The sequence below is a fragment of the Merdimmobilis hominis genome, assembly GCF_016901855.1.
In the GTDB taxonomy this organism is placed as follows: domain Bacteria; phylum Bacillota; class Clostridia; order Oscillospirales; family Ruminococcaceae; genus Paludihabitans.
The window spans coordinates 124,214-142,754 of the sequence record NZ_JACJKY010000002.1 but is presented as its reverse complement, the minus strand read 5'-3'; the positions used below and the strand labels follow the sequence as shown (position 1 = coordinate 142,754).

Annotated in this window: 16 protein-coding genes; 11 read left to right on the top strand and 5 right to left on the bottom strand. The window is 49.5% G+C overall.

What is annotated here, in order from left to right:
• Nucleotides 1–5: 5 nt before the first annotated feature.
• From yidC to rpmH, 4 genes are all read right to left on the bottom strand, one after another.
• Nucleotides 6–1,064 (bottom strand): membrane protein insertase YidC, encoded by a 1,059-nt coding sequence (gene yidC, locus H6A12_RS02005; RefSeq protein ID WP_204444265.1) that lies wholly within the window; start codon nucleotides 1,062–1,064, stop codon nucleotides 6–8.
• 32 nt (nucleotides 1,065–1,096) lie between these two features.
• Nucleotides 1,097–1,342 (bottom strand): membrane protein insertion efficiency factor YidD, encoded by a 246-nt coding sequence (gene yidD, locus H6A12_RS02000; protein ID WP_204444262.1) that lies wholly within the window; start codon nucleotides 1,340–1,342, stop codon nucleotides 1,097–1,099.
• On the bottom strand, nucleotides 1,339–1,680 hold the full coding sequence (gene rnpA / locus H6A12_RS01995; protein ID WP_204444260.1) for a ribonuclease P protein component: 342 nt from the start codon (nucleotides 1,678–1,680) through the stop codon (nucleotides 1,339–1,341). Before rnpA ends, yidD begins: the two co-directional genes overlap by 4 nt.
• Nucleotides 1,681–1,818: 138 nt before the next feature.
• On the bottom strand, nucleotides 1,819–1,953 hold the full coding sequence (gene rpmH / locus H6A12_RS01990; protein ID WP_204444258.1) for a 50S ribosomal protein L34: 135 nt from the start codon (nucleotides 1,951–1,953) through the stop codon (nucleotides 1,819–1,821).
• Nucleotides 1,954–2,513: 560 nt separating this feature from the next.
• Between rpmH and dnaA the strand changes: the two genes are divergently transcribed.
• The 10 genes from dnaA to H6A12_RS01940 all read left to right on the top strand — a co-directional run bounded on the left by dnaA (nucleotide 2,514) and on the right by H6A12_RS01940 (nucleotide 15,958).
• Nucleotides 2,514–3,920 (top strand): chromosomal replication initiator protein DnaA, encoded by a 1,407-nt coding sequence (gene dnaA, locus H6A12_RS01985; RefSeq protein WP_204444256.1) that lies wholly within the window; start codon nucleotides 2,514–2,516, stop codon nucleotides 3,918–3,920.
• Between the two features lie 367 nt (nucleotides 3,921–4,287).
• Entirely contained in the window at nucleotides 4,288–5,403 is a 1,116-nt protein-coding gene (gene dnaN / locus H6A12_RS01980; protein ID WP_204444254.1) for a DNA polymerase III subunit beta, read from the top strand.
• 11 nt (nucleotides 5,404–5,414) lie between these two features.
• Nucleotides 5,415–5,630, top strand: coding sequence for an RNA-binding S4 domain-containing protein (locus H6A12_RS01975; protein WP_204444252.1), 216 nt, complete (start codon nucleotides 5,415–5,417; stop codon nucleotides 5,628–5,630).
• Nucleotides 5,631–5,655: 25 nt separating this feature from the next.
• Nucleotides 5,656–6,774, top strand: coding sequence for a DNA replication/repair protein RecF (recF, locus tag H6A12_RS01970; RefSeq protein WP_204444250.1), 1,119 nt, complete (start codon nucleotides 5,656–5,658; stop codon nucleotides 6,772–6,774).
• Nucleotides 6,775–6,778: 4 nt separating this feature from the next.
• A complete protein-coding gene (remB, locus tag H6A12_RS01965) occupies nucleotides 6,779–7,030 on the top strand; it encodes an extracellular matrix regulator RemB (RefSeq protein WP_204444247.1) in 252 nt (83 codons plus the stop codon).
• Between the two features lie 60 nt (nucleotides 7,031–7,090).
• On the top strand, nucleotides 7,091–9,028 hold the full coding sequence (gene gyrB / locus H6A12_RS01960; protein ID WP_204444245.1) for a DNA topoisomerase (ATP-hydrolyzing) subunit B: 1,938 nt from the start codon (nucleotides 7,091–7,093) through the stop codon (nucleotides 9,026–9,028).
• Nucleotides 9,029–9,045: 17 nt separating this feature from the next.
• Nucleotides 9,046–9,738 (top strand): YcxB family protein, encoded by a 693-nt coding sequence (locus H6A12_RS01955; protein ID WP_204444243.1) that lies wholly within the window; start codon nucleotides 9,046–9,048, stop codon nucleotides 9,736–9,738.
• A 52-nt stretch (nucleotides 9,739–9,790) separates the two neighbouring features.
• Nucleotides 9,791–12,343, top strand: coding sequence for a DNA gyrase subunit A (gyrA, locus tag H6A12_RS01950; protein WP_275955277.1), 2,553 nt, complete (start codon nucleotides 9,791–9,793; stop codon nucleotides 12,341–12,343).
• A gap of 110 nt (nucleotides 12,344–12,453) precedes the next feature.
• Complete coding sequence (locus tag H6A12_RS01945; RefSeq protein WP_204444241.1) at nucleotides 12,454–13,059, top strand: carbohydrate-binding family 9-like protein; 606 nt, start codon at nucleotides 12,454–12,456, stop codon at nucleotides 13,057–13,059.
• 244 nt (nucleotides 13,060–13,303) lie between these two features.
• Entirely contained in the window at nucleotides 13,304–15,958 is a 2,655-nt protein-coding gene (locus H6A12_RS01940; RefSeq protein WP_204444238.1) for a cation-translocating P-type ATPase, read from the top strand.
• Nucleotides 15,959–16,005: 47 nt separating this feature from the next.
• Here the strand turns inward: H6A12_RS01940 and pap are convergent, their stop codons facing one another.
• Entirely contained in the window at nucleotides 16,006–17,496 is a 1,491-nt protein-coding gene (pap, locus tag H6A12_RS01935; RefSeq protein WP_204444237.1) for a polyphosphate:AMP phosphotransferase, read from the bottom strand.
• Between the two features lie 190 nt (nucleotides 17,497–17,686).
• On the opposite strand from pap, the gene H6A12_RS01930 reads away from it, so the two are divergent.
• Nucleotides 17,687–18,487: a LicD family protein gene (locus H6A12_RS01930; protein WP_204444235.1), complete on the top strand. Its 801-nt coding sequence runs from the start codon at nucleotides 17,687–17,689 to the stop codon at nucleotides 18,485–18,487.
• Nucleotides 18,488–18,541: the final 54 nt, after the last annotated feature.

Sequence of the window (18,541 nt, the reverse complement as noted above, 5' to 3'; positions counted from 1 at the left end):
TTCCGTCAATCCTCTTTATATTCATCACCGTATTTTTCGGCCATACGGCGACGTGCTTCTGCAATCCGCTTATTCACGGTGTCACGGTCTTCCGCCAAATCAAGCTTTTCTGCTTTTTTCGACTGTGCGTTTTGTGTGGTACCCTTTTTCTCGTTCATGCGTGCGGACAATTCATCCATTTTTTCGCGTTTTGCACGCATTTTTGCACGTGTTTTTTCAATATCTTTCTGCGACATTGCCATCACTTTTTCCGGTGAATACATTTTCTGCAGAATGAGTGTCTGTGCAATCATCAAAACGTTCGAAACAGTCCAGTAAAGACCAACGCCCGCCGGCAGCGTAATCGCAAACCAAAGCGATAAAAGCGGCATCAACAGCATCGTCCATTTCATGCCGTTCATCATTTCCATGCCGTTTTGCTTCTGTGTTTTCATCATCAGCAGCGTGGAGATGACCTGTGTGCCGAACGAAAGAATCGGAATGATAATGACCGGGCTTAAGAGGTTTTCCTGCGGAATCTCACCTAAGTTCAGTCCTAAAAAGTTCATGTTGAACGACTGAATCTGTGCGACAATATCTGCGCCGAAAATGCCGGTAAGCTCCTGTGCAAACTGACCGCCGTTTTGAATCTGGCTGATGATGGTCAGCTGCGGTGCGCCGCCCGCACTCGATCCGAGCACATTGATCGCTTCGGAAACCAGTGTCTGATCCACGTGCAGAATATGAAGCAGCGGATTATAGATGACGTCAATGATACCAAAGAGCAGCACAAATGTAATCAGCATCGGAAGACAGCCGCCTGCAGGGTTGATGCCCTCTTCCTCGTAAAGCTTCATGGTTTCCTGATTCATGCGCTGTTTGTCTTTTGCAAACTGCTTTTTGATCTGGTTTAATTTCGGCTGAAATGCCGCCATGCGTGCAGTGCTTTTCTGCTGTTTGATACCAAGCGGGAACTGCAAAATTCTTGTCAGTAAAATAAATAAAATCAGCGCCCAGCCATAGTCATGCACAATGTTATAGATAAACGACATGACATAGCCGAACGGAACGCCCAAAAAGTTCATACGACTCCTCCATACACCGCAAAAACGGCTTGTTAGTTTTTCTTGTTCTGTTTTTTCAATGAAAATGTCTGAGGCACCGGGTCAACGCCGCCTTTTGAAAACGGGTGACAGCGAAGAATCCGGCGGACAGCAAGATATCCGCCTTTTAATGCGCCGAATTTTTTCACCGCCTCGTATGCATACGCCGAGCATGTCGGATAAAACCGGCAAGAGGGCAAAAACAGCGGTGAAATGCATTTTTGATACGCACGGATCAGCAAAAGAAAAATCGTCTTCATCCGCGGCTTAACACCTGCACATGCTTTTTCATAATCCGCATGACCTCTGCGGAGGTTGCATCGGGGGTTTGAGGTCTTGCGACGAATACATAGTCACATGAGGAAAACAGTGCAGGATCTTCGTTTAACAGCATCCGGTATGCTGCCATGATCACACGGCGGGCACGGTTGCGCTTGACTGCGCATCCGATTTTTTTGGACGTGGTAATGCCGATGCGGGGCGTTTTTGCCCTGTTTTTCACCCGATAGGTGACAAGCAGCGGATGCGCCTTGAATTTTCCCTGAAAATAGGCCCGTTTAAATTCTTTATTCAGTTTGAGTGTAATCACCTGTTGCATCTTTAAAAACGCACCTTTTTTTAAAAATAAAGACCACCATTTCTTCTTAGAAAATAGGTGGTCTGTCATTTTTAAGTTTTTTCATAAAAACGCATTCCCACAACGCCAAAATACCATGTGGTTCATTTTTTAAAAAACTTAGTGGGTCAGTCTTTTTCTGCCCTTTGCACGGCGGCGAGCCAGCACTTTTCTGCCGTTTTTGTCAGCCATTCTTTTCATAAAGCCGTGTACTTTTTTGCGCTGCAGTTTTTTCGGCTGATAGGTTCTTTTCATCGAGTAAACCCCCTTTTTTTAACTTCATGGTGATGGTTTATAAACAAAGCCGAACAAAATGCGGCTCTGTCATGATTAAGACCTGCCGAAACGGCATGGCTTAAACGCATAAGAATCAGGGCAAAACCCTGCAAGTTAGTATTATACTGGGCTTTTTTTTATTTGTCAAGCAAAAACACACATTTTCTCCCCGTAAACTGCCGTGTGGCGGCACTTTTTTTGCGCTTCCCCATTTCAAAAAGAGTTACATTATATATATACTCAATTTTGTTTGCGAAAAACTTGAAAACAAATGCGGTTTGCGCTATAATAAATACTGTATCTTAATGCACGTTTACACGCTTGTTTCAACCGTGCTTCCGCAGGCATTGCACATGTTTTCAACATCTTCCCCGTGTTTTACCCGAACCGTTGTTGAAAACCGGGGGAGTATTGTTGAAAACTTGCGTTTTTCTCGTGATTCCGGCTTCTTTTTCGGGGAATTGTTTTCCACCAAAGAAAATCAGGCCGGTTTTTTCTGGCACTGCGTGCATCCATTCTTACAAAGGAGTAGGACATTCATGGAATCGTTTAACGAAGTCGTAAACCTTGTCAAAGAGCAAATCAAGGAACAGATTTCCGACATCGCCTATAACGTGTGGATCAATGTGATTGAACCGGTGAAGTTTGAAGGAAACAAAGCCGTTTTATACATCAAAACGCCGTTCCAACGCGATGTTTTGCTCAAACAATACCTTTCAAAAATCGAAGAAGCGTTCGAGGCGGTTCTGGGCTTCCCGGTCGAAGTGCTGATTGTGACGGAAAATGAGCTGAACACCTATATCTCGGACGGTGACACTGCCGCTGTGCCGACGCTCCCGACCGCTGAGGAGCCTTCCGGTGTGCCGGAGGTGCTGCCGGTCGCCGGCGGAAGCGCACAGATCGACGAAGCATCGGGTGATAATTCCGGCAATTACGAATACACCTTCGATACCTTCATCGTCGGACCGTCGAATAACTTTGCCTATGCAGCGTGCAAAGCCATCACCACCGACAACCAGATCGGCTCATATAACCCGCTGTTTATCTACGGTCCGTCCGGCCTTGGCAAAACGCACCTGCTGTCTGCGATTGCGTACGAAATCAAGAAAAATCACCCGGAGCGCAACATCATCTCCGTCAGCAGTGAAACGTTCACAAACGAGCTGATTGCGGCGATTTCTTCGCGCACCATCGACGCGTTCCACAACAAATACCGCAAAGCGGACATCCTGTTGGTCGACGATATCCAGTTCATCTCCGGCAAAGAGAGTACGCAGGAGGAGTTTTTCCACACGTTCAACGAGCTGTATAAGGTCGGCAAGCAGATCGTGCTTGTTTCCGACCGTCCGCCAAAAGACATCAAAACGCTCGAGGATCGTCTGAAAAACCGGTTTGAATCGGGACTTTTAACGGATATCTCCCCGCCAAACTTTGAAACAAGAATCGCCATCATCAACCGCAAGGCCGATCTTTTGCAGATTGAAATTCCGCCGGATGTGACCGAATATATCGCAAACCGGTTAAAGACAAACATCCGTCAGTTAGAAGGTGCGGTCAAAAAAATCCGTGCGTACAAGCTGTTCACCGGCTCGCCGCCGTCTTTAAACGTCGCACAGACCGTCATCAAAGAGATTTTAAACGACAATCAGCCGGTGCCGGTCACCATCGAACGCATCATCGAAGAAGTCGCAAAGACATATTCGATCACGCCGGATGACCTGCGCTCGAAAAAACGCGCCGCACAGATCTCCTATGCGCGCCAGGTCGCCATTTACATTATTAAAGAAGTCACGCAGATGTCTTTAGAGCTCATCGGCAACGAATTCGGCGGCCGCGATCACTCCACCATTTCGTATGCACTGCGCCAGGTGGAACAGCAAATTGAAAAAGAACCGCACCAAAAAGCCATTATTGACGATATCATCAAAAATATTAAAAATAAATAAGTTTCAACATCCGGGTTTTCCACAGAAAAAACGGCGGAAAAAACGCGCGTTTGAGTTTTCCACGTTTTCAACGAAGTTTTCAACATGTTTTTCGTTTTCCACCCGTTTTTTTGTGGAATGCACGTTGCCCTCGTTTTTTTAAACATCGTTAAACGCAAAATAAACGCGGGATAAACAACGAAAATTCCGGACAAACTTAGGTATATTGGGTGTTTGCGCCCTTTTCCCCGAAATCCACACCCCCTACTATTACTACTACTATTTATTTTATTATTTATTGATATGATAATATCATCATAATAGGACCGAATATAACGCGTGTTCTTTCCGGATAAAAAACGAAACGAATAAAAAAAGGATGTTTTCGATGAAATTTACTTGCGAAAAAGCTTTGCTCTGTGAAGCAATCAATAACGTTCTTCCGGCTGTTTCTTCGAAATCGACGCTCATTGCGCTTGAGGGCATTTTAATTTCCTGTAAAAATCAGGAACTCACCTGCACAAGCTACAACCTGGAGCTCGGTATTTCGAAAACCATCGAAGTACAATCATCGGAGGACGGCGCTGTGATTTTGAATGCGTCGCTGCTTTCGAATATCGTCAATAAAATGCCCAACGGCATGGTCACAATCACCTGTGACGAAAAGCTTCTGACGGTCATTTCCTGCAACGAGGTTGAATTTACAATCCTCGGCTTAAATGCCGCAGAGTTTCCGGATATGCCGGCAGTCGAAGGCGATCAGTCATTCTCCCTGCCTGCATTCTTATTAAAGAGCATGATCAGCAAAACGCTGTTTGCCATCTCCCAAAACGATCAAAACCCGGTGCACACCGGTTCGCTGTTTGATTTAAACGACGGTATCTTGCATGTTGTTTCGGTCGACGGCTATCGCTTGGCAATGCGCAAAGAAAAAATCAATCTGATGAATCAGTTAAAATTCGTCGTTCCGGGAAAAACACTCTCGGAGATTGTAAAGCTTCTCTCGAAAATCACCGGCGATGATGACGACGATCAGGTCGGCGTTCATGTGTCGAAAAAGCACATTTGTTTCTCCGTCAGCGGCTATCAGGTGATTTCAAGACTGTTGGAGGGCGAATTTATCAACTATAAAAACGCCATCCCGAAAGAGAGCTTAACCACCGTACAGGTCGAAACAAAAGCATTTTTGGACAGCATCAACCGTGCGTCCATCATCATCAACGAGCGTGCAAAAAGCCATATCCGCTGCTCGTTTTTAGACAGCGAGATCAAAGTGTTCTGTGAAACGGCGCTCGGCAAAATCAGCGATTCGGTGCACGCTTCGTGCGACGGTCCGGAGGTCGTCATCGGCTTTAATAACCGCTATATGGCAGACGCACTCAAAGCATGCGAATGCGAAAATATCTGCCTGCGTATGAACGGCCCGATCTCCCCGATCAAAATCGAGCCGATCGATGATGACAGCTTCTTATATCTCGTTCTGCCGGTACGGCTTAATTCATGAAAGGAATCGGTATGAATCATATTTCGATCAACACCCCATTTATTAAACTCGATCAATTTTTGAAATTTGCAAACTGTGTCGCATCCGGCGGTGAATCAAAGCTCCGCATTGCCGCAGGCGAAGTCCAGGTAAACGGCGAAGTCTGCACCATGCGGGGAAAAAAGCTTGTCCCCGGCGACACCGTGACGTTTGCGGGCGAAACATTCACGGTAGACGCCGCAGAATAAACAGTCAGACGCTGGAGGGAACTGCTTGAAGCTTACAAATCTTTCGGCGAACGGGTTTCGCAACCTTTCATCGGGTGAATTGTCGTTCGGCGACGGTGTCAATGTGATCTGCGGCGAAAATGCACAGGGCAAAACAAACCTCATCGAAGCGATCTGGATGTTTACGGGCAATGCGTCGTTCCGCGGGTCAAAACCGTCGCAGATGATCGCCTTTGACAAGAAAACAGCGTCCGTTTCGATTCAGTTTGAGGACAGCACGAGAATACAGGATGCGTTCATTTCGATCGGCGAAAAAAAGGAAATGCGGCTAAACGGTGTGCCGCTTTCTTCTTCGTCGGAGTTCTGCGGCCATTTTTATGCCGTGGTGTTTTCGCCGGCGCATCTGTCGCTCGTGCAGGAGGGCCCTGTTTACCGCCGCCGTTTCTTGGATATTGCCATCTCGCAGATTCGGCCGCAGTACGGCGCGTACTTGTCCCGCTATGAAAAACTGATCGACCAGCGAAACGCACTGTTAAAACAGCTGTACGGTGATGATATCTTACGCACCTATCTTTCGGTGTGGGATGAGCAGATTTCCAAAATCGGGACGATTTTGACGAGTTACAGGAACGATTATATAACTAAGCTCAGTCGGATTGCCGCGCAGGTGTATGACGGGCTGTCGGGTCAAAAGGAGCCGTTTGCCGTGTCGTACGATTCGACCGTGTTCTCACATCCTGCGGATGTGACGTCATATGAAGAACGCCATATTGAGGCGTATCAAAAAGCACTCGAGGAATCGTTTTTAACCGACCGCAAGCAGGGCTTTACGTCGGTGGGTCCGCACCGCGACGATTTGTCGTTTACGCTGTCGGACCGTTCCGCGCGGCTTTACGGCTCGCAGGGACAGCAGCGAAGCTGTGTCATCGCGCTAAAGCTTGCGGAGGCAAAGCTTTTAAAAAAAGCGGTCGGCGAATCGCCGGTGCTCTTGCTCGACGACGTCATGAGCGAGCTTGACCCGTCAAGACAGCACTATATTTTACATCATGTGCGCGATTTGCAGGTGTTTATTACCTGCTGTGACGAAGCAAGCGTCGAAGAACGGTTCGGCGGGACGGTCTTTTTCATGAAAGACGGCGCACTCACACAAAAAACGGAGGAATAAAACGGTGTATCTGCATTTGGGACAGGAAGTCGTCGTGCGGTTTTCGGATATTGTCGGGATTTTTGACCTCGAAAAAGCAACGCTTTCAAAACATACGAAGGATTTTTTGGCGAAAGCCACCCACGAACACCGCGTCGTGACGGTGTCCTATGAAATGCCGAAATCGTTTATCGTGACGGTGCAGAACAGCGAATGCATCGTCTATATCTCGCAGATTTCAACTGCGACACTCAAAAAACGCGCCGGACTGCGCTGACCGGCATATTCTTTTTTTACACACAGTCCGCTTTGCAGGCGGAAACGGAGGGAAAACCAAGTGGAATATAATCCGAATCAACAACCGCATTACGGTGCGGAGGAAATTCAGGTACTGGAGGGGCTTGAAGCCGTCAGAAAGCGCCCGGGCATGTATATCGGTTCGACCGGTCCGAAGGGACTGCATCACCTGGTATACGAGATCGTGGACAACGCAATCGACGAGGCTTTGGCCGGCTACTGCGACCGCATTGATGTGGAGATTCTGCCGCAGAATGTCATCCGTGTCGTCGACAACGGACGCGGCATTCCGACGGGCATTCACCCGAAAGAGGGCATCTCGGCGGCAACCGTCGTCTATACGATTCTGCACGCAGGCGGCAAATTCGGCGGCGGCGGATATAAGATGTCGGGCGGTCTGCACGGCGTCGGTGCGTCCGTTGTAAACGCACTGAGTGAATGGCTCGAACTGACCGTTTATGACGGCAAGGAAATTCACTATCAGAAATTCTGCCGCGGTCACTATGACAAACAGATGGAGGTCATCGGAACGACGGAGCGCACCGGTACCGAAGTCGTGTTCAAAGCCGATTCGCAGATTTTCGAAGATACCAACTACGACTATGAAACACTGCTCACAAGAATGCGCGAGCAGGCGTTTTTGAACGCGGGCATCCGCATTGTCATGAAGGACCTGCGCAACCGTGAGGAGCCCGTCGAAGAAGTGCTCCACTACGAGGGCGGTATTAAGAGCTTTGTGACGCATATTCACCAGAGAAAACAGGTCGAAGTGCTCCATGAGGATGTCATTTACTTAAAAAAAGAGGAAAACGATTCGATTGTCGAAATCGCGATGCAGTATAACGACAGCTATAACGAGCTCATTCTGTCGTTTGCAAACAACATCCATACTGTCGAGGGCGGTTTCCATGAAACCGGCTTTAAAAACGCGCTCACCCGCGTGTTCAACGATTACGGCAGAAAATATAATCTCTTAAAAGACAGCGACAAGAACTTGAGCGGCGAGGACGTCCGCGAGGGTCTGACTGCGATCATCAGCATCAAACTGACCGAATGTGAGTTTGAGGGACAGACGAAAACAAAACTCGGCAACGTCGAAGCACGTCCGCTCGTCGAGGGACTCGTGTCCGAGAAGCTGATGGCATATTTTGAGGAAAATCCGGCGGCGGCACGCGCGATCTTCGACAAAGCCGTCACCGCACAGCGTGCACGCGAGGCGGCGCGCAAAGCCCGCGACTTGACCCGCCGCAAAACGGCGCTTGAAACGGCTTCCCTGCCGGGCAAGCTTGCCGACTGCCAGGAACGCGATCCGGCTGTGACCGAACTGTACATCGTCGAGGGTGATTCCGCAGGCGGCAGTGCAAAATCGGGACGTGACCGCCGTCATCAGGCAATTCTGCCGCTTTGGGGTAAGATGTTAAACGTCGAAAAAGCACGGCTTGACAAGGTCTACGGCAACGAAAAGCTGATGCCGGTCGTCACTGCACTCGGCACGGGTATCGGCGCCGATTTTGACATCACAAAGCTTCGCTACGGCAAAGTTGTCATCATGGCCGATGCCGACGTCGACGGCTCGCATATCCGCACACTGCTGTTGACATTCTTCTTCCGCTTCATGCGTCCGCTTGTCGAGGAAGGACACATCTTTATCGCTCAGCCGCCGCTTTATAAGCTGTCGCGCGGTAAACAGGTGCGCTATGCATACGACGACTTGGAGCGCGACCGCTATATCGCAGAGCTTGCCGGCGAAAGCGGCGCAAAAGTTGATATTCAGCGGTATAAAGGTCTTGGTGAGATGGACCCGGAACAGCTTTGGGAAACAACCATGAACCAGGAAAACCGCATCATGATCAAAGTGACGCTCGAGGACGCACAGCGCGCCGACGAGATCTTCACGATCTTAATGGGCGACAAGGTACAGCCGCGCCGCGAATTCATCGAAGCAAACGCAAAATATGTCAGCAACCTTGACATCTGAGTCAAAAGGAGAACAACATGGAAGCAAACAACATGAAAAAAACCGAACAGGAACTTAAAGAGGCAGTCATTTCTTCGGAGAATGACGCAGAAGAAACCACCTCCCCTGTTTCACACGGCGGTGTGACCGGCGACAGCTATGACATGGAACCGGAGACCCCAGAGGAGGAAGCAGACGAATTTTTAGGAAAAGAGGGCATCCGCGTCGACTATACGTTTACCGGCGACGAGGTGCGCACCGGCTTAAAGCTGTTCCAGAAAGAAACCGTCTATAAGAAAAACATCATCTACTCACTCATTTTGGCGGCAATTTTCGGCGTCTATATGATCGGCATGGCAACACAGGGCACATTTAACGGCTTTACCGCGTTTATCTGTGTGATGTGCGTGTCGCTGATTGCACTCATCTGGTATCTGCCGCTTGTGCATGTGAGCAAAACAGCAAAAGCAATCGACGAAAACCCGGTTATGGAGTTTTCGATGGAGATTTTTGATACCGGCGTGCGCATCCGCGAGGAAAACGGCGCGTTTGTGCTGCATTACGGAAAAGAGATCACGAAAGTCATGGAAACCGATGCGCTTTTCTTGCTGTGTGCCGGAAAAGAGCGGCTGTTTGTCGTGCCGAAACGGTGCACAGGCGATGACACCGACGCAGTGCGCGACGTCTTAAAAGCCGGCATCGGCGAAGAAAAATACTTGGTGAAAGCCTAAATCTCCTGCGGGGACTTCCCTGCTCTTTTGAAAAAACAGAGGTGAAAATACATTGGAAATCAGAGAAGAAGGACGCATTATACAGCGTGACATCGAAAAAGAGATGCGCAAATCGTTTCTTGACTATTCGATGTCGGTCATTGTGTCGCGTGCGCTCCCCGATGTGCGCGACGGCTTAAAGCCGGTACACCGCCGCATTTTATATACGATGCACGAAAACGGACTGACCCCCGACAAGGCATACCGCAAATGTGCGGACACCGTCGGTGCGGTGCTCGGCCGGTATCATCCGCACGGTGACGCGTCTGTATATGACGCACTGGTGCGCTTGGCACAGGACTTTTCGCTTCGGTATCCGCTTGTAGACGGCCACGGCAACTTCGGTTCGGTCGACGGTGACCCGGCGGCTGCTTACCGTTATACCGAGGCGCGCATGAGCAAAATTTCGCTCGAAATGCTCACCGATATCGACAAAGACACCGTCGATTTCATGTCAAACTACGATGACCGTTTAAAAGAACCGGTCATGCTCCCGTCGCGGTTCCCGAACCTGCTTGTAAACGGTTCGACCGGTATCGCTGTCGGTATGGCAACGAATATTCCGCCGCATAACCTGCGCGAGGTCATTGACGGCATTAACCTGATGATCGACAACCCCGACGTGACACTGCCGGAGCTGATGGAGTGCATCAAGGGGCCGGACTTCCCGACTGCCGGCATTATCATGGGATTATCCGGCATCCGTGCGGCATATGCAACAGGCCGCGGCAAAATCACGCTGCGTTCGCGTGCGGAGATTCAGGAATTTAAACCGGGACGATTCCGCATCGTTGTGACGGAGCTTCCCTACATGGTCAACAAAGCACGGCTCATCGAAAGCATTGCAGACCATGTCAAAAACAAACGCATTGAGGGCATTTCCGACCTGCGCGACGAATCCGACCGCAACGGCATGCACTTTGTTATCGAGTTAAAACGCGACGCAAACCCGCAGGTCGTTTTAAATCAGCTGTACAGCTACACGCAGATGCAGGAAACCGTCGGTGTGATCATGCTCGCCCTTGTTGACGGACAGCCGAAGGTGCTCACCTTAAAAGAATGCCTGCGTCACTATATCGACTTCCAGTCGCAGGTCATCCGCCGCCGTACCGAGTATGAGCTTAAAAAAGCACGGGAACGCGAGCACATTCTGGAAGGCTTAAAAATCGCACTCGATTTTATCGACGAGGTCATTGCGCTGATTCGTTCGTCGAAAGACCAGCCGCAGGCAAAACTCAACTTGATGGAGCGGTTCGGCTTGTCGGAAATTCAGGCGACTGCCATCGTGCAGATGCAGCTTGGCCGTCTGTCCGGTCTTGAGCGCCAGAAAATCGAGGACGAACTCGCCGCAATTAAAGCGAAAATTGCGCATCTTTTGGAGATTCTTGCGGACGAGCAGCTGATTTTGGGCATCTTAAAAACAGAAATCACTGCAATCCGCGATAAATTCGGCGACGACCGCCGTACCGAGATTCAGCAGGTAAGCGGTGAGGTCGATATCGAGGATCTTATCCCTGAGGAAGACTGCGTCGTTACCCTCACCCACTTCGGCTATATCAAACGTCAGCCGGTCGATACGTATAAGCTGCAAAAACGCGGCGGCCGCGGCGTTGCAGGCATGAAGCACCGTGAGGAAGACTTTGTCGAGGAGCTGTTTATTTCGTCGACACACGAAAACGTGCTGTTTATCACAAACCTCGGCAAGATGTATAAGCTTAAGTGCTATGAAATTCCGGAGGGCAGCCGGACATCGCGCGGCGTAAACGTCGTGAATCTCCTGCCGCTTGAAACGGATGAAAAAGTTGCGTATATGATCAAAGTCAAGCAGTTTGACGAGGATCACTTCCTGGTGATGGCAACAAAGAACGGTCTGATTAAACGCACGAAGCTGGATGCATACAAAAACGTGCGCAAAAACGGACTGATTGCAATCGGTCTAAACGAGGGCGACGAGCTTGCATCCGTGCGGCTGACTGACGGTGTCAGCCAGCTGCTGCTTGCAACACGCAAGGGCATGTGCATTCGTCTGGATGAACAGCAGATTCGTCCGCTCTCCCGTACGGCACGCGGTGTGCGCGGCATTCACCTGCGCGACGACGATACCGTGGTGAGCATGGCAAGACTGCGTGAAGGTGCATCGGTCATGACGATCACAACGCTCGGCCAGGGACGCCGTACATCGCCGGAGGAATACCGTTTGCAGGCACGCGGCGGCTACGGCAAGATCAACTATAAGCAGATCGAGCAGCGCGGCGAGGTTGCCGGCGTGCGCGTCGTCGATGAGGACGAAGATCTGATTCTGATTGCAGACGATGGCGTCATCATCCGTATTCGCGTCAGCGATGTAAACCTCATGTCGCGGTATGCGTCGGGTGTGCGTGTGATGCGTCTTTCCGAGGGCAGCAAGGTGGTTACCTTTGCCCGCGCAGAGCATGACGAAGAAGAGGAAACCGCACAGGTCGAACAGGCGGACAGCACAGAAGATGCAGATGCCGCTGAGATCGAAGCGCTCGAAGCATCTTTGCAGGAAGAGGATGCACCGCTCGATGACGAAACAGAGGAATAATCACGGGATTTCCCCGATGAAAAAAACAGCGAAACCATTTGGTTTCGCTGTTTTTTTCTCTTGCACAAATGCGCACGATGTGTCATAATACCAAAAGGAGGGATTGGCATATGTATGAGGTTCAAATTATTGAAAAACGAGAAGAAATTACAAAAGGCAATATTGCAGATATTTCCGTATATAACTGGGGCGGTGCGTACCAGCCCGTATCGAAAGCCATCCTGTGCTTTTTGAAAAACGAAGGCTTTCTTTTGAAAATCTGGAGCGAGGAATTCCGCCCGCGTGCAACGTTTACCGGTAAAAACGAGGGTGTATGCCGTGACAGCTGTCTTGAATTTTTCGCAAACTTTGCGCTGCAGAAAGAACACAGCGGCTATATCAACTTTGAAGCAAATGCAAACGGTGCACTGCTCTGCTGCTACGGTGAAAACCGTTATGACCGCCGTACCATCGAGGAAATGGGACTTGTTCACCCGACGGCTGTTCCGTTTAAAGAAGCCAACTGCTGGGGATACGAATTGTTGATTCCGCTGTCCTTATTACAAGGCGTATACGGTGATGTGTCGTTTGAAGAGGGCACACTCATCCGCGGCAACTTCTATAAATGCGGTGATGACACCGAAATTCCGCACTACGGCAGCTTTACAAAAATCATCTGGGAAGATCCGGACTTCCACCGGCCGGAATTTTTCGAAGATATGATCCTTGTTGATTAAAAGGCATGAACGGACTGTAAATGTTTTTTGTTTTGATTGACGAACAGGAAAAAAACGGGTACAATGAAATGAATCACATAGAAAAGTTCATGAGGGAGTAGTTTTCACAAGCGATTGTGTGGCAAATCAACATACATGGCGTTTTTTGCCTGGTTTGTCTTAAAAAGCGAGACTCATGCAGGGCAAAAATTGCTTTGCATGGGTCTTTTGTTTTTTGCTTGTGGCAAAAGGAAGGAGAGAAAACATGAACGACTATCTAAAAAGCGCCGAAGAGGTCATACTTGAACAGCAGACCACCGAAAACGGGCTTTCGGCGAAAACAGCCGAAGAACGGCTGTTGAAATTCGGGAAAAACAAGCTTGCCGAAGCGAAAAAAACACCGCTGATTGTGCGGTTCTTGAAAGAGCTTGCCGATCCGATGATTATTATTCTGCTGGCAGCTGCGGCGGTTTCAGGCGTCACAGCGGCATATGCAAATGAGTCGTTTACCGATGTGTTCATCATTCTGGCAGTTGTCATCATCAACGCGGTTTTAGGCGTCTATCAGGAGAGCAAAGCCGAAAAAGCGATTGCCGCTTTGCAGGAGATGACTGCCGCAACATCGAAAGTCCTGCGCGACGGCATGATGCGCATGGTCAAAAGCGAAGATCTTGTGCCGGGTGACGTGGTGCTCCTGGAAGCAGGCGACGCAGTCCCTGCCGATGCGCGCATCATCGAGAGTGCAAGCTTAAAGGTCGAGGAAGCGGCGCTCACCGGTGAAAGTGTGCCGGTCAGCAAAAAGACAGATACACTCACGGTCAAAGAGGGCGAAAAAGATGTGCCGCTCGGCGACCGCAAAAACATGATTTATATGGGCAGCACCGTTGTATACGGCCGCGGAAAAGCGATCGTCACCGGTACGGGTATGCAGACTGAGATGGGCAAAATCGCCGACGCACTCGCAAAAGCAGAGGACGGCCAGACACCGCTTCAGCTGAAACTTGGACAGCTGAGTAAAGTGCTTTCTGTGCTGGTGCTCGGCATCTGTGTGTTTATCTTTGGTTTTAATCTGTTTAAAGCATACCCGGATTTGTCGGGCACAACGCTCATTGACACATTCATGGTTGCAGTCAGCCTTGCCGTTGCGGCAATTCCGGAGGGACTTGCAACCGTTGTGACGATCGTACTCTCGATCGGTGTCACAAATATGTCGAAGCGCAACGCCGTCATCCGAAAACTCACCGCAGTCGAAACGCTTGGCTGTGCGCAGATCATCTGCTCGGATAAAACGGGTACACTTACCCAAAACCGCATGACCGTTGTCGAGCATGCGGGCGACGATGAAACATTGCTTGCAAAGGCAATGGCGCTGTGCAGCGATGCAGAGCTCGACGAAAAGAACGAAGCAACCGGTGAACCGACCGAATGTGCGCTTGTCAACTATGCGTATTCTTTGTCGATGCCGAAACCGCAGTTAAAAGCAGAGCTTCCGCGTGTGACAGAAGCGCCGTTTGATTCGATGCGCAAAATGATGTCCACCGTTCATAAACAAGCAGACGGCAGCTATATCCAGTATACAAAAGGCGCACCGGATGAAGTGCTCAAACGTTGTGTGTCGTATTGGAACGGCAGCGAGGTATTACCGCTTGATGACAGCCGCCGTGCCGAGATTTTAGGCCAGAACAAAGCGTTTGCAGACCGTGCGCTGCGTGTGCTGTGTGCAGCGTTTCGTGTCCACGGCAATACTCTGCCGGACAACGCACCGGAATCGCTCGAGCAGTCGCTTGTCTATATCGGTCTGACCGGTATGATCGACCCGGTTCGCCCTGAGGTCAAAGCGGCAATCGCAGAGTGCCGTGAAGCAGGCATCCGTCCGGTTATGATTACCGGCGACCATAAGGATACCGCTGTTGCGATTGCAAAGGATTTGGGCATGATCGAAAGCGCAGACGAAGCGCTGACCGGTGCACAATTAAACGAAATTGACGACGACACGTTTGCAAAGACGATTCAGAATTACTCGGTATATGCGCGTGTTCAGCCGGAGCACAAAGTCCGCATTGTCAATGCATGGCGTAAAAACGGCAAAATCACCGCAATGACCGGCGACGGCGTCAACGATGCACCGTCGATCAAAAATGCAGACATCGGTGTGGGCATGGGCATCACCGGTACGGACGTGACGAAAAACGTCGCAGACATGGTGCTTGCAGACGATAACTTTGCAACAATCGTTTCGGCAGTCGAGGAAGGCCGCCGTATTTACGACAACATCCGCAAAGCAATTCAGTTCCTGCTCTCGTCGAATTTAAGCGAGGTTGTCGCCATTTTCATGGCAACGCTGTTCGGTTTTGTAATTTTAAAACCGGTGCATCTTCTGTGGATCAACTTAATCACCGATACGTTCCCGGCACTTGCACTCGGCATGGAGCCGGCGGAAGAAAACGTGATGAAGCGTGCGCCGCGTAATCCGAAAGAAGGCATTTTTGCCGGCGGCCTCGGCTTCTCGATCGTGTACCAGGGTATTCTGGTGGCAGTCCTCACGGTTGCGGCATATTTAATCGGCCACTATATCGAAGCCGGTGTCTGGGAGTTTACAAACAGCCCGGACGGCATGACAATGGCATTTTTGACGATGTCGATGGCGGAGATGTTCCACTCGTTTAACATGCGTTCGCGCAAAGAGTCGATCTTTACGATCAAAAAGCAGAATAAGTTCCTCTGGGGCGCAATGCTGCTGTCTTTGCTGCTTACCACAGCAGTCATCTATCTGCCGGGCATTTCGGACGCATTCGAATTTACGCATATTTCGTTTGTCGAGTATATCGTTGCACTCGGTCTTGCCTTTTTGGTCATTCCGATTGTGGAACTCATCAAATGGATTGTACGCTCTATCGAGCGCAGAAAACACGAAAACTAAAACGAGAAACACCCTGCAAACGCAGGGTGTTTTTTGTCTTTTTGCGATTATTTCTCCCGTTTTTTGAGTGCATCCTCAAGCGCTTCGGTCACGATTTTTAATGTTTTGATGCGGGCGTATTTTTTATCGTTTGATTCAATGATATGCCAGGGTGCAGTTTTGGTGCTTGTCTTTTGAATCATCTCGTTGACGGCTTCCTCATAAAGATCCCATTTTTCACGGTTGCGCCAGTCTTCGTCGGTGATTTTCCACTGCTTTTCGGGTGTGTTCTGGCGTTCGGTGAAGCGTGCAAGCTGGGTGTCCTTGTCGATGTGAATCCAGAATTTTAACAGCACAGCACCCCAGTCCGTGAGCTCGCGTTCAAACTCGTTGATCTCGTTATATGCGCGCTTCCAGTCGGCTTCGCTGCAAAAGCCTTCGAGCCGTTCCACCATGACGCGTCCGTACCAAGTGCGGTCGAAAATTGTGATGTGTCCCGTTTTCGGCAGACGGTTGTAAAACCGCCACAGATAGTGACGCGAAAGCTCAAACGGCTTCGGACTCGCAATCGGAATCACCTCATAGCCGCGCGGATCGAGTGCGCTGGCAATGCGCTTGATGTTGCCGCCCTTGCCTGCCGCGTCCCATCCCTCATAGGCGATGATGACCGGGATTTTCTTGCGGTAAATCCGGTTGTGGAGGGTGCGCAGCTTTTTCTGATAATACCGCTTGAGCGTTTCGTATTCTTCGAGCGTGACCGATTTGTTTAGATCAATTTCCGAAAGCAGCGGCATCGGCTCGAGCGGGTAGTCTTTTTGGATGATCGGGCGCGGTTTTTTCTCTTGTTTTGCTTTGATCGCTTTGTCAATGGCGTCGGTCAGAATCGAGAGGGTCTCAAATTCCGCCTGTTTTTTATCACTGGCGTCAATGATATGCCACGGTGCATCCGGCGTGTTTGTCTGGTGCAGATAGTCGTCAAAGCAGTCAAAACACATGCTGTAATGTTCGGTCTGCCACTCGTCGTAGTCGCCGACGCGCCAAGCAGTGTCCTCGTTTTTTAAAAGCTTTTCGATGCGTTTTTTCTGCTCTTTTTTGTCAATGTGGAAAAATAGCTTTAGCAAAAGATAACCGTTGTCGACCAGCTGGCGTTCAAACGTGTTGATTGCCTGCAGGCGTTCTGCATATTTTTTGTCGTCCAAACGGTCAAACAGGCGCATCTGCACCGTTTCCTTCATCCAGCCGGAGTCCAAGAATAAAAAGTTTCCGGCTTCCGGGATGTTGACGAAATGACGCCACAAAAACGGCTTACGGCGCTCCTCATCGGTGGGCGCACCGACTTTTGACACACGGAATGAGCGCGGATCGATTGACGAAATGACTTTTCCGATCACACTGCCCTTTCCCGCGGCACCCCATCCCTCAATCAGGACGAGTACGGGAAGCTTTGCTTCTTTGATGGTCTGCTGTGAAACGAACAGCTTTTGCCGCAGTGCATCAATCGCTTGTTTTTGCGTGTCTTTGTCCTGCGGGTCTGGTTTTTGATAAGAATGGAGCAGCATGATGAAATCCCACCTTTTTGAATTATTTATTGTTATTATACCATGTTTTTTTAAAAAAGAAAACCAAATAAAAAAACTCTTTTTTCAAAACAAAAACAATGTAAATTCGCCTTTTTTACGCTTTTCTTGACTTTTTTTCTTGATGTCGTGTATCATAGAGATATGATAAAAAAGACAAGCAGGTGGCAGTATGACAGAACTTCGGAATATCCAGCTTTTGCAGCTGATGATTGCAAAAGAGGTCAAACGCATTTGTGAACTTCACAAGATCCAATATTTTATGATTGCGGGCACACTGCTGGGTGCCGTTCGTCACAAGGGATTTATTCCGTGGGACGATGACTTGGATTTCGGATTTGTAAGAAGCGATTATGAACGCTTTTTAGAAGCCTGCAAAACGGATCTTCCCGACGAATATTTTTTGCAGACATGGGACACTGATCCCGAATATGCACTGCCGTTTGCAAAAATCCGCTTAAAAGGCACGCATTTTGTCGAGAAAAACACCGGCAGAGCGCATCTTGTCGAAGACGGCATCTTTGTCGATCTGTTCCCGTTTGACAAATGCAAAAATCCGGACAAAAGGCAAGTCAAAACAGCGTTTTATCAGCGGCTTCTGCTGATGAAAAACGGCTATGACATTGCGCATGACGGCGGTATGTTAAAAAAGGCAGTCTATGCCGGTATCAAAGCGGTTTCGCTGTTTTTTTCGCGTGCGTCGATTCAGCGTACACTGCAAAAGAGTAGTATGAAAGACAACGGATCTGACTGTGCATATCTGTGCGATCATTATGAACGGCCCATTCAATCGTCGCTGACGGAGTCGCTTATACCGATCCCGTTTGAGGACGATGCATTTTTGAGTTTTTCCTCATACGACGAGTATCTGACCGTCACATACGGCGATTACATGACACCGCCGCCTGAGGACAAGCGCGAAAATTATCACGGGATCACGCGTGTGGAACTTTCAAAATACAAGATGGACTAACAGAAAAAACGGCACTTCGGTGCCGTTTTTTGCGTGTCTGTATGAACATAGACT

Bases quoted from the DNA above. Each gene is read 5' to 3' on its own strand.
- yidC (WP_204444265.1), bottom strand. From the start codon at position 1,064: ATGAACTTTTTGGGCGTTCCGTTCGGCTATGTCATGTCGTTTATCTAT.
- yidD (WP_204444262.1), bottom strand. From the start codon at position 1,342: ATGAAGACGATTTTTCTTTTGCTGATCCGTGCGTATCAAAAATGCATT.
- rnpA (WP_204444260.1), bottom strand. From the start codon at position 1,680: ATGCAACAGGTGATTACACTCAAACTGAATAAAGAATTTAAACGGGCC.
- rpmH (WP_204444258.1), bottom strand. From the start codon at position 1,953: ATGAAAAGAACCTATCAGCCGAAAAAACTGCAGCGCAAAAAAGTACAC.
- dnaA (WP_204444256.1), top strand. From the start codon at position 2,514: ATGGAATCGTTTAACGAAGTCGTAAACCTTGTCAAAGAGCAAATCAAG.
- dnaN (WP_204444254.1), top strand. From the start codon at position 4,288: ATGAAATTTACTTGCGAAAAAGCTTTGCTCTGTGAAGCAATCAATAAC.
- H6A12_RS01975 (WP_204444252.1), top strand. From the start codon at position 5,415: ATGAATCATATTTCGATCAACACCCCATTTATTAAACTCGATCAATTT.
- H6A12_RS01955 (WP_204444243.1), top strand. From the start codon at position 9,046: ATGGAAGCAAACAACATGAAAAAAACCGAACAGGAACTTAAAGAGGCA.
- H6A12_RS01945 (WP_204444241.1), top strand. From the start codon at position 12,454: ATGTATGAGGTTCAAATTATTGAAAAACGAGAAGAAATTACAAAAGGC.
- H6A12_RS01940 (WP_204444238.1), top strand. From the start codon at position 13,304: ATGAACGACTATCTAAAAAGCGCCGAAGAGGTCATACTTGAACAGCAG.
- pap (WP_204444237.1), bottom strand. From the start codon at position 17,496: ATGCTGCTCCATTCTTATCAAAAACCAGACCCGCAGGACAAAGACACG.
- H6A12_RS01930 (WP_204444235.1), top strand. From the start codon at position 17,687: ATGACAGAACTTCGGAATATCCAGCTTTTGCAGCTGATGATTGCAAAA.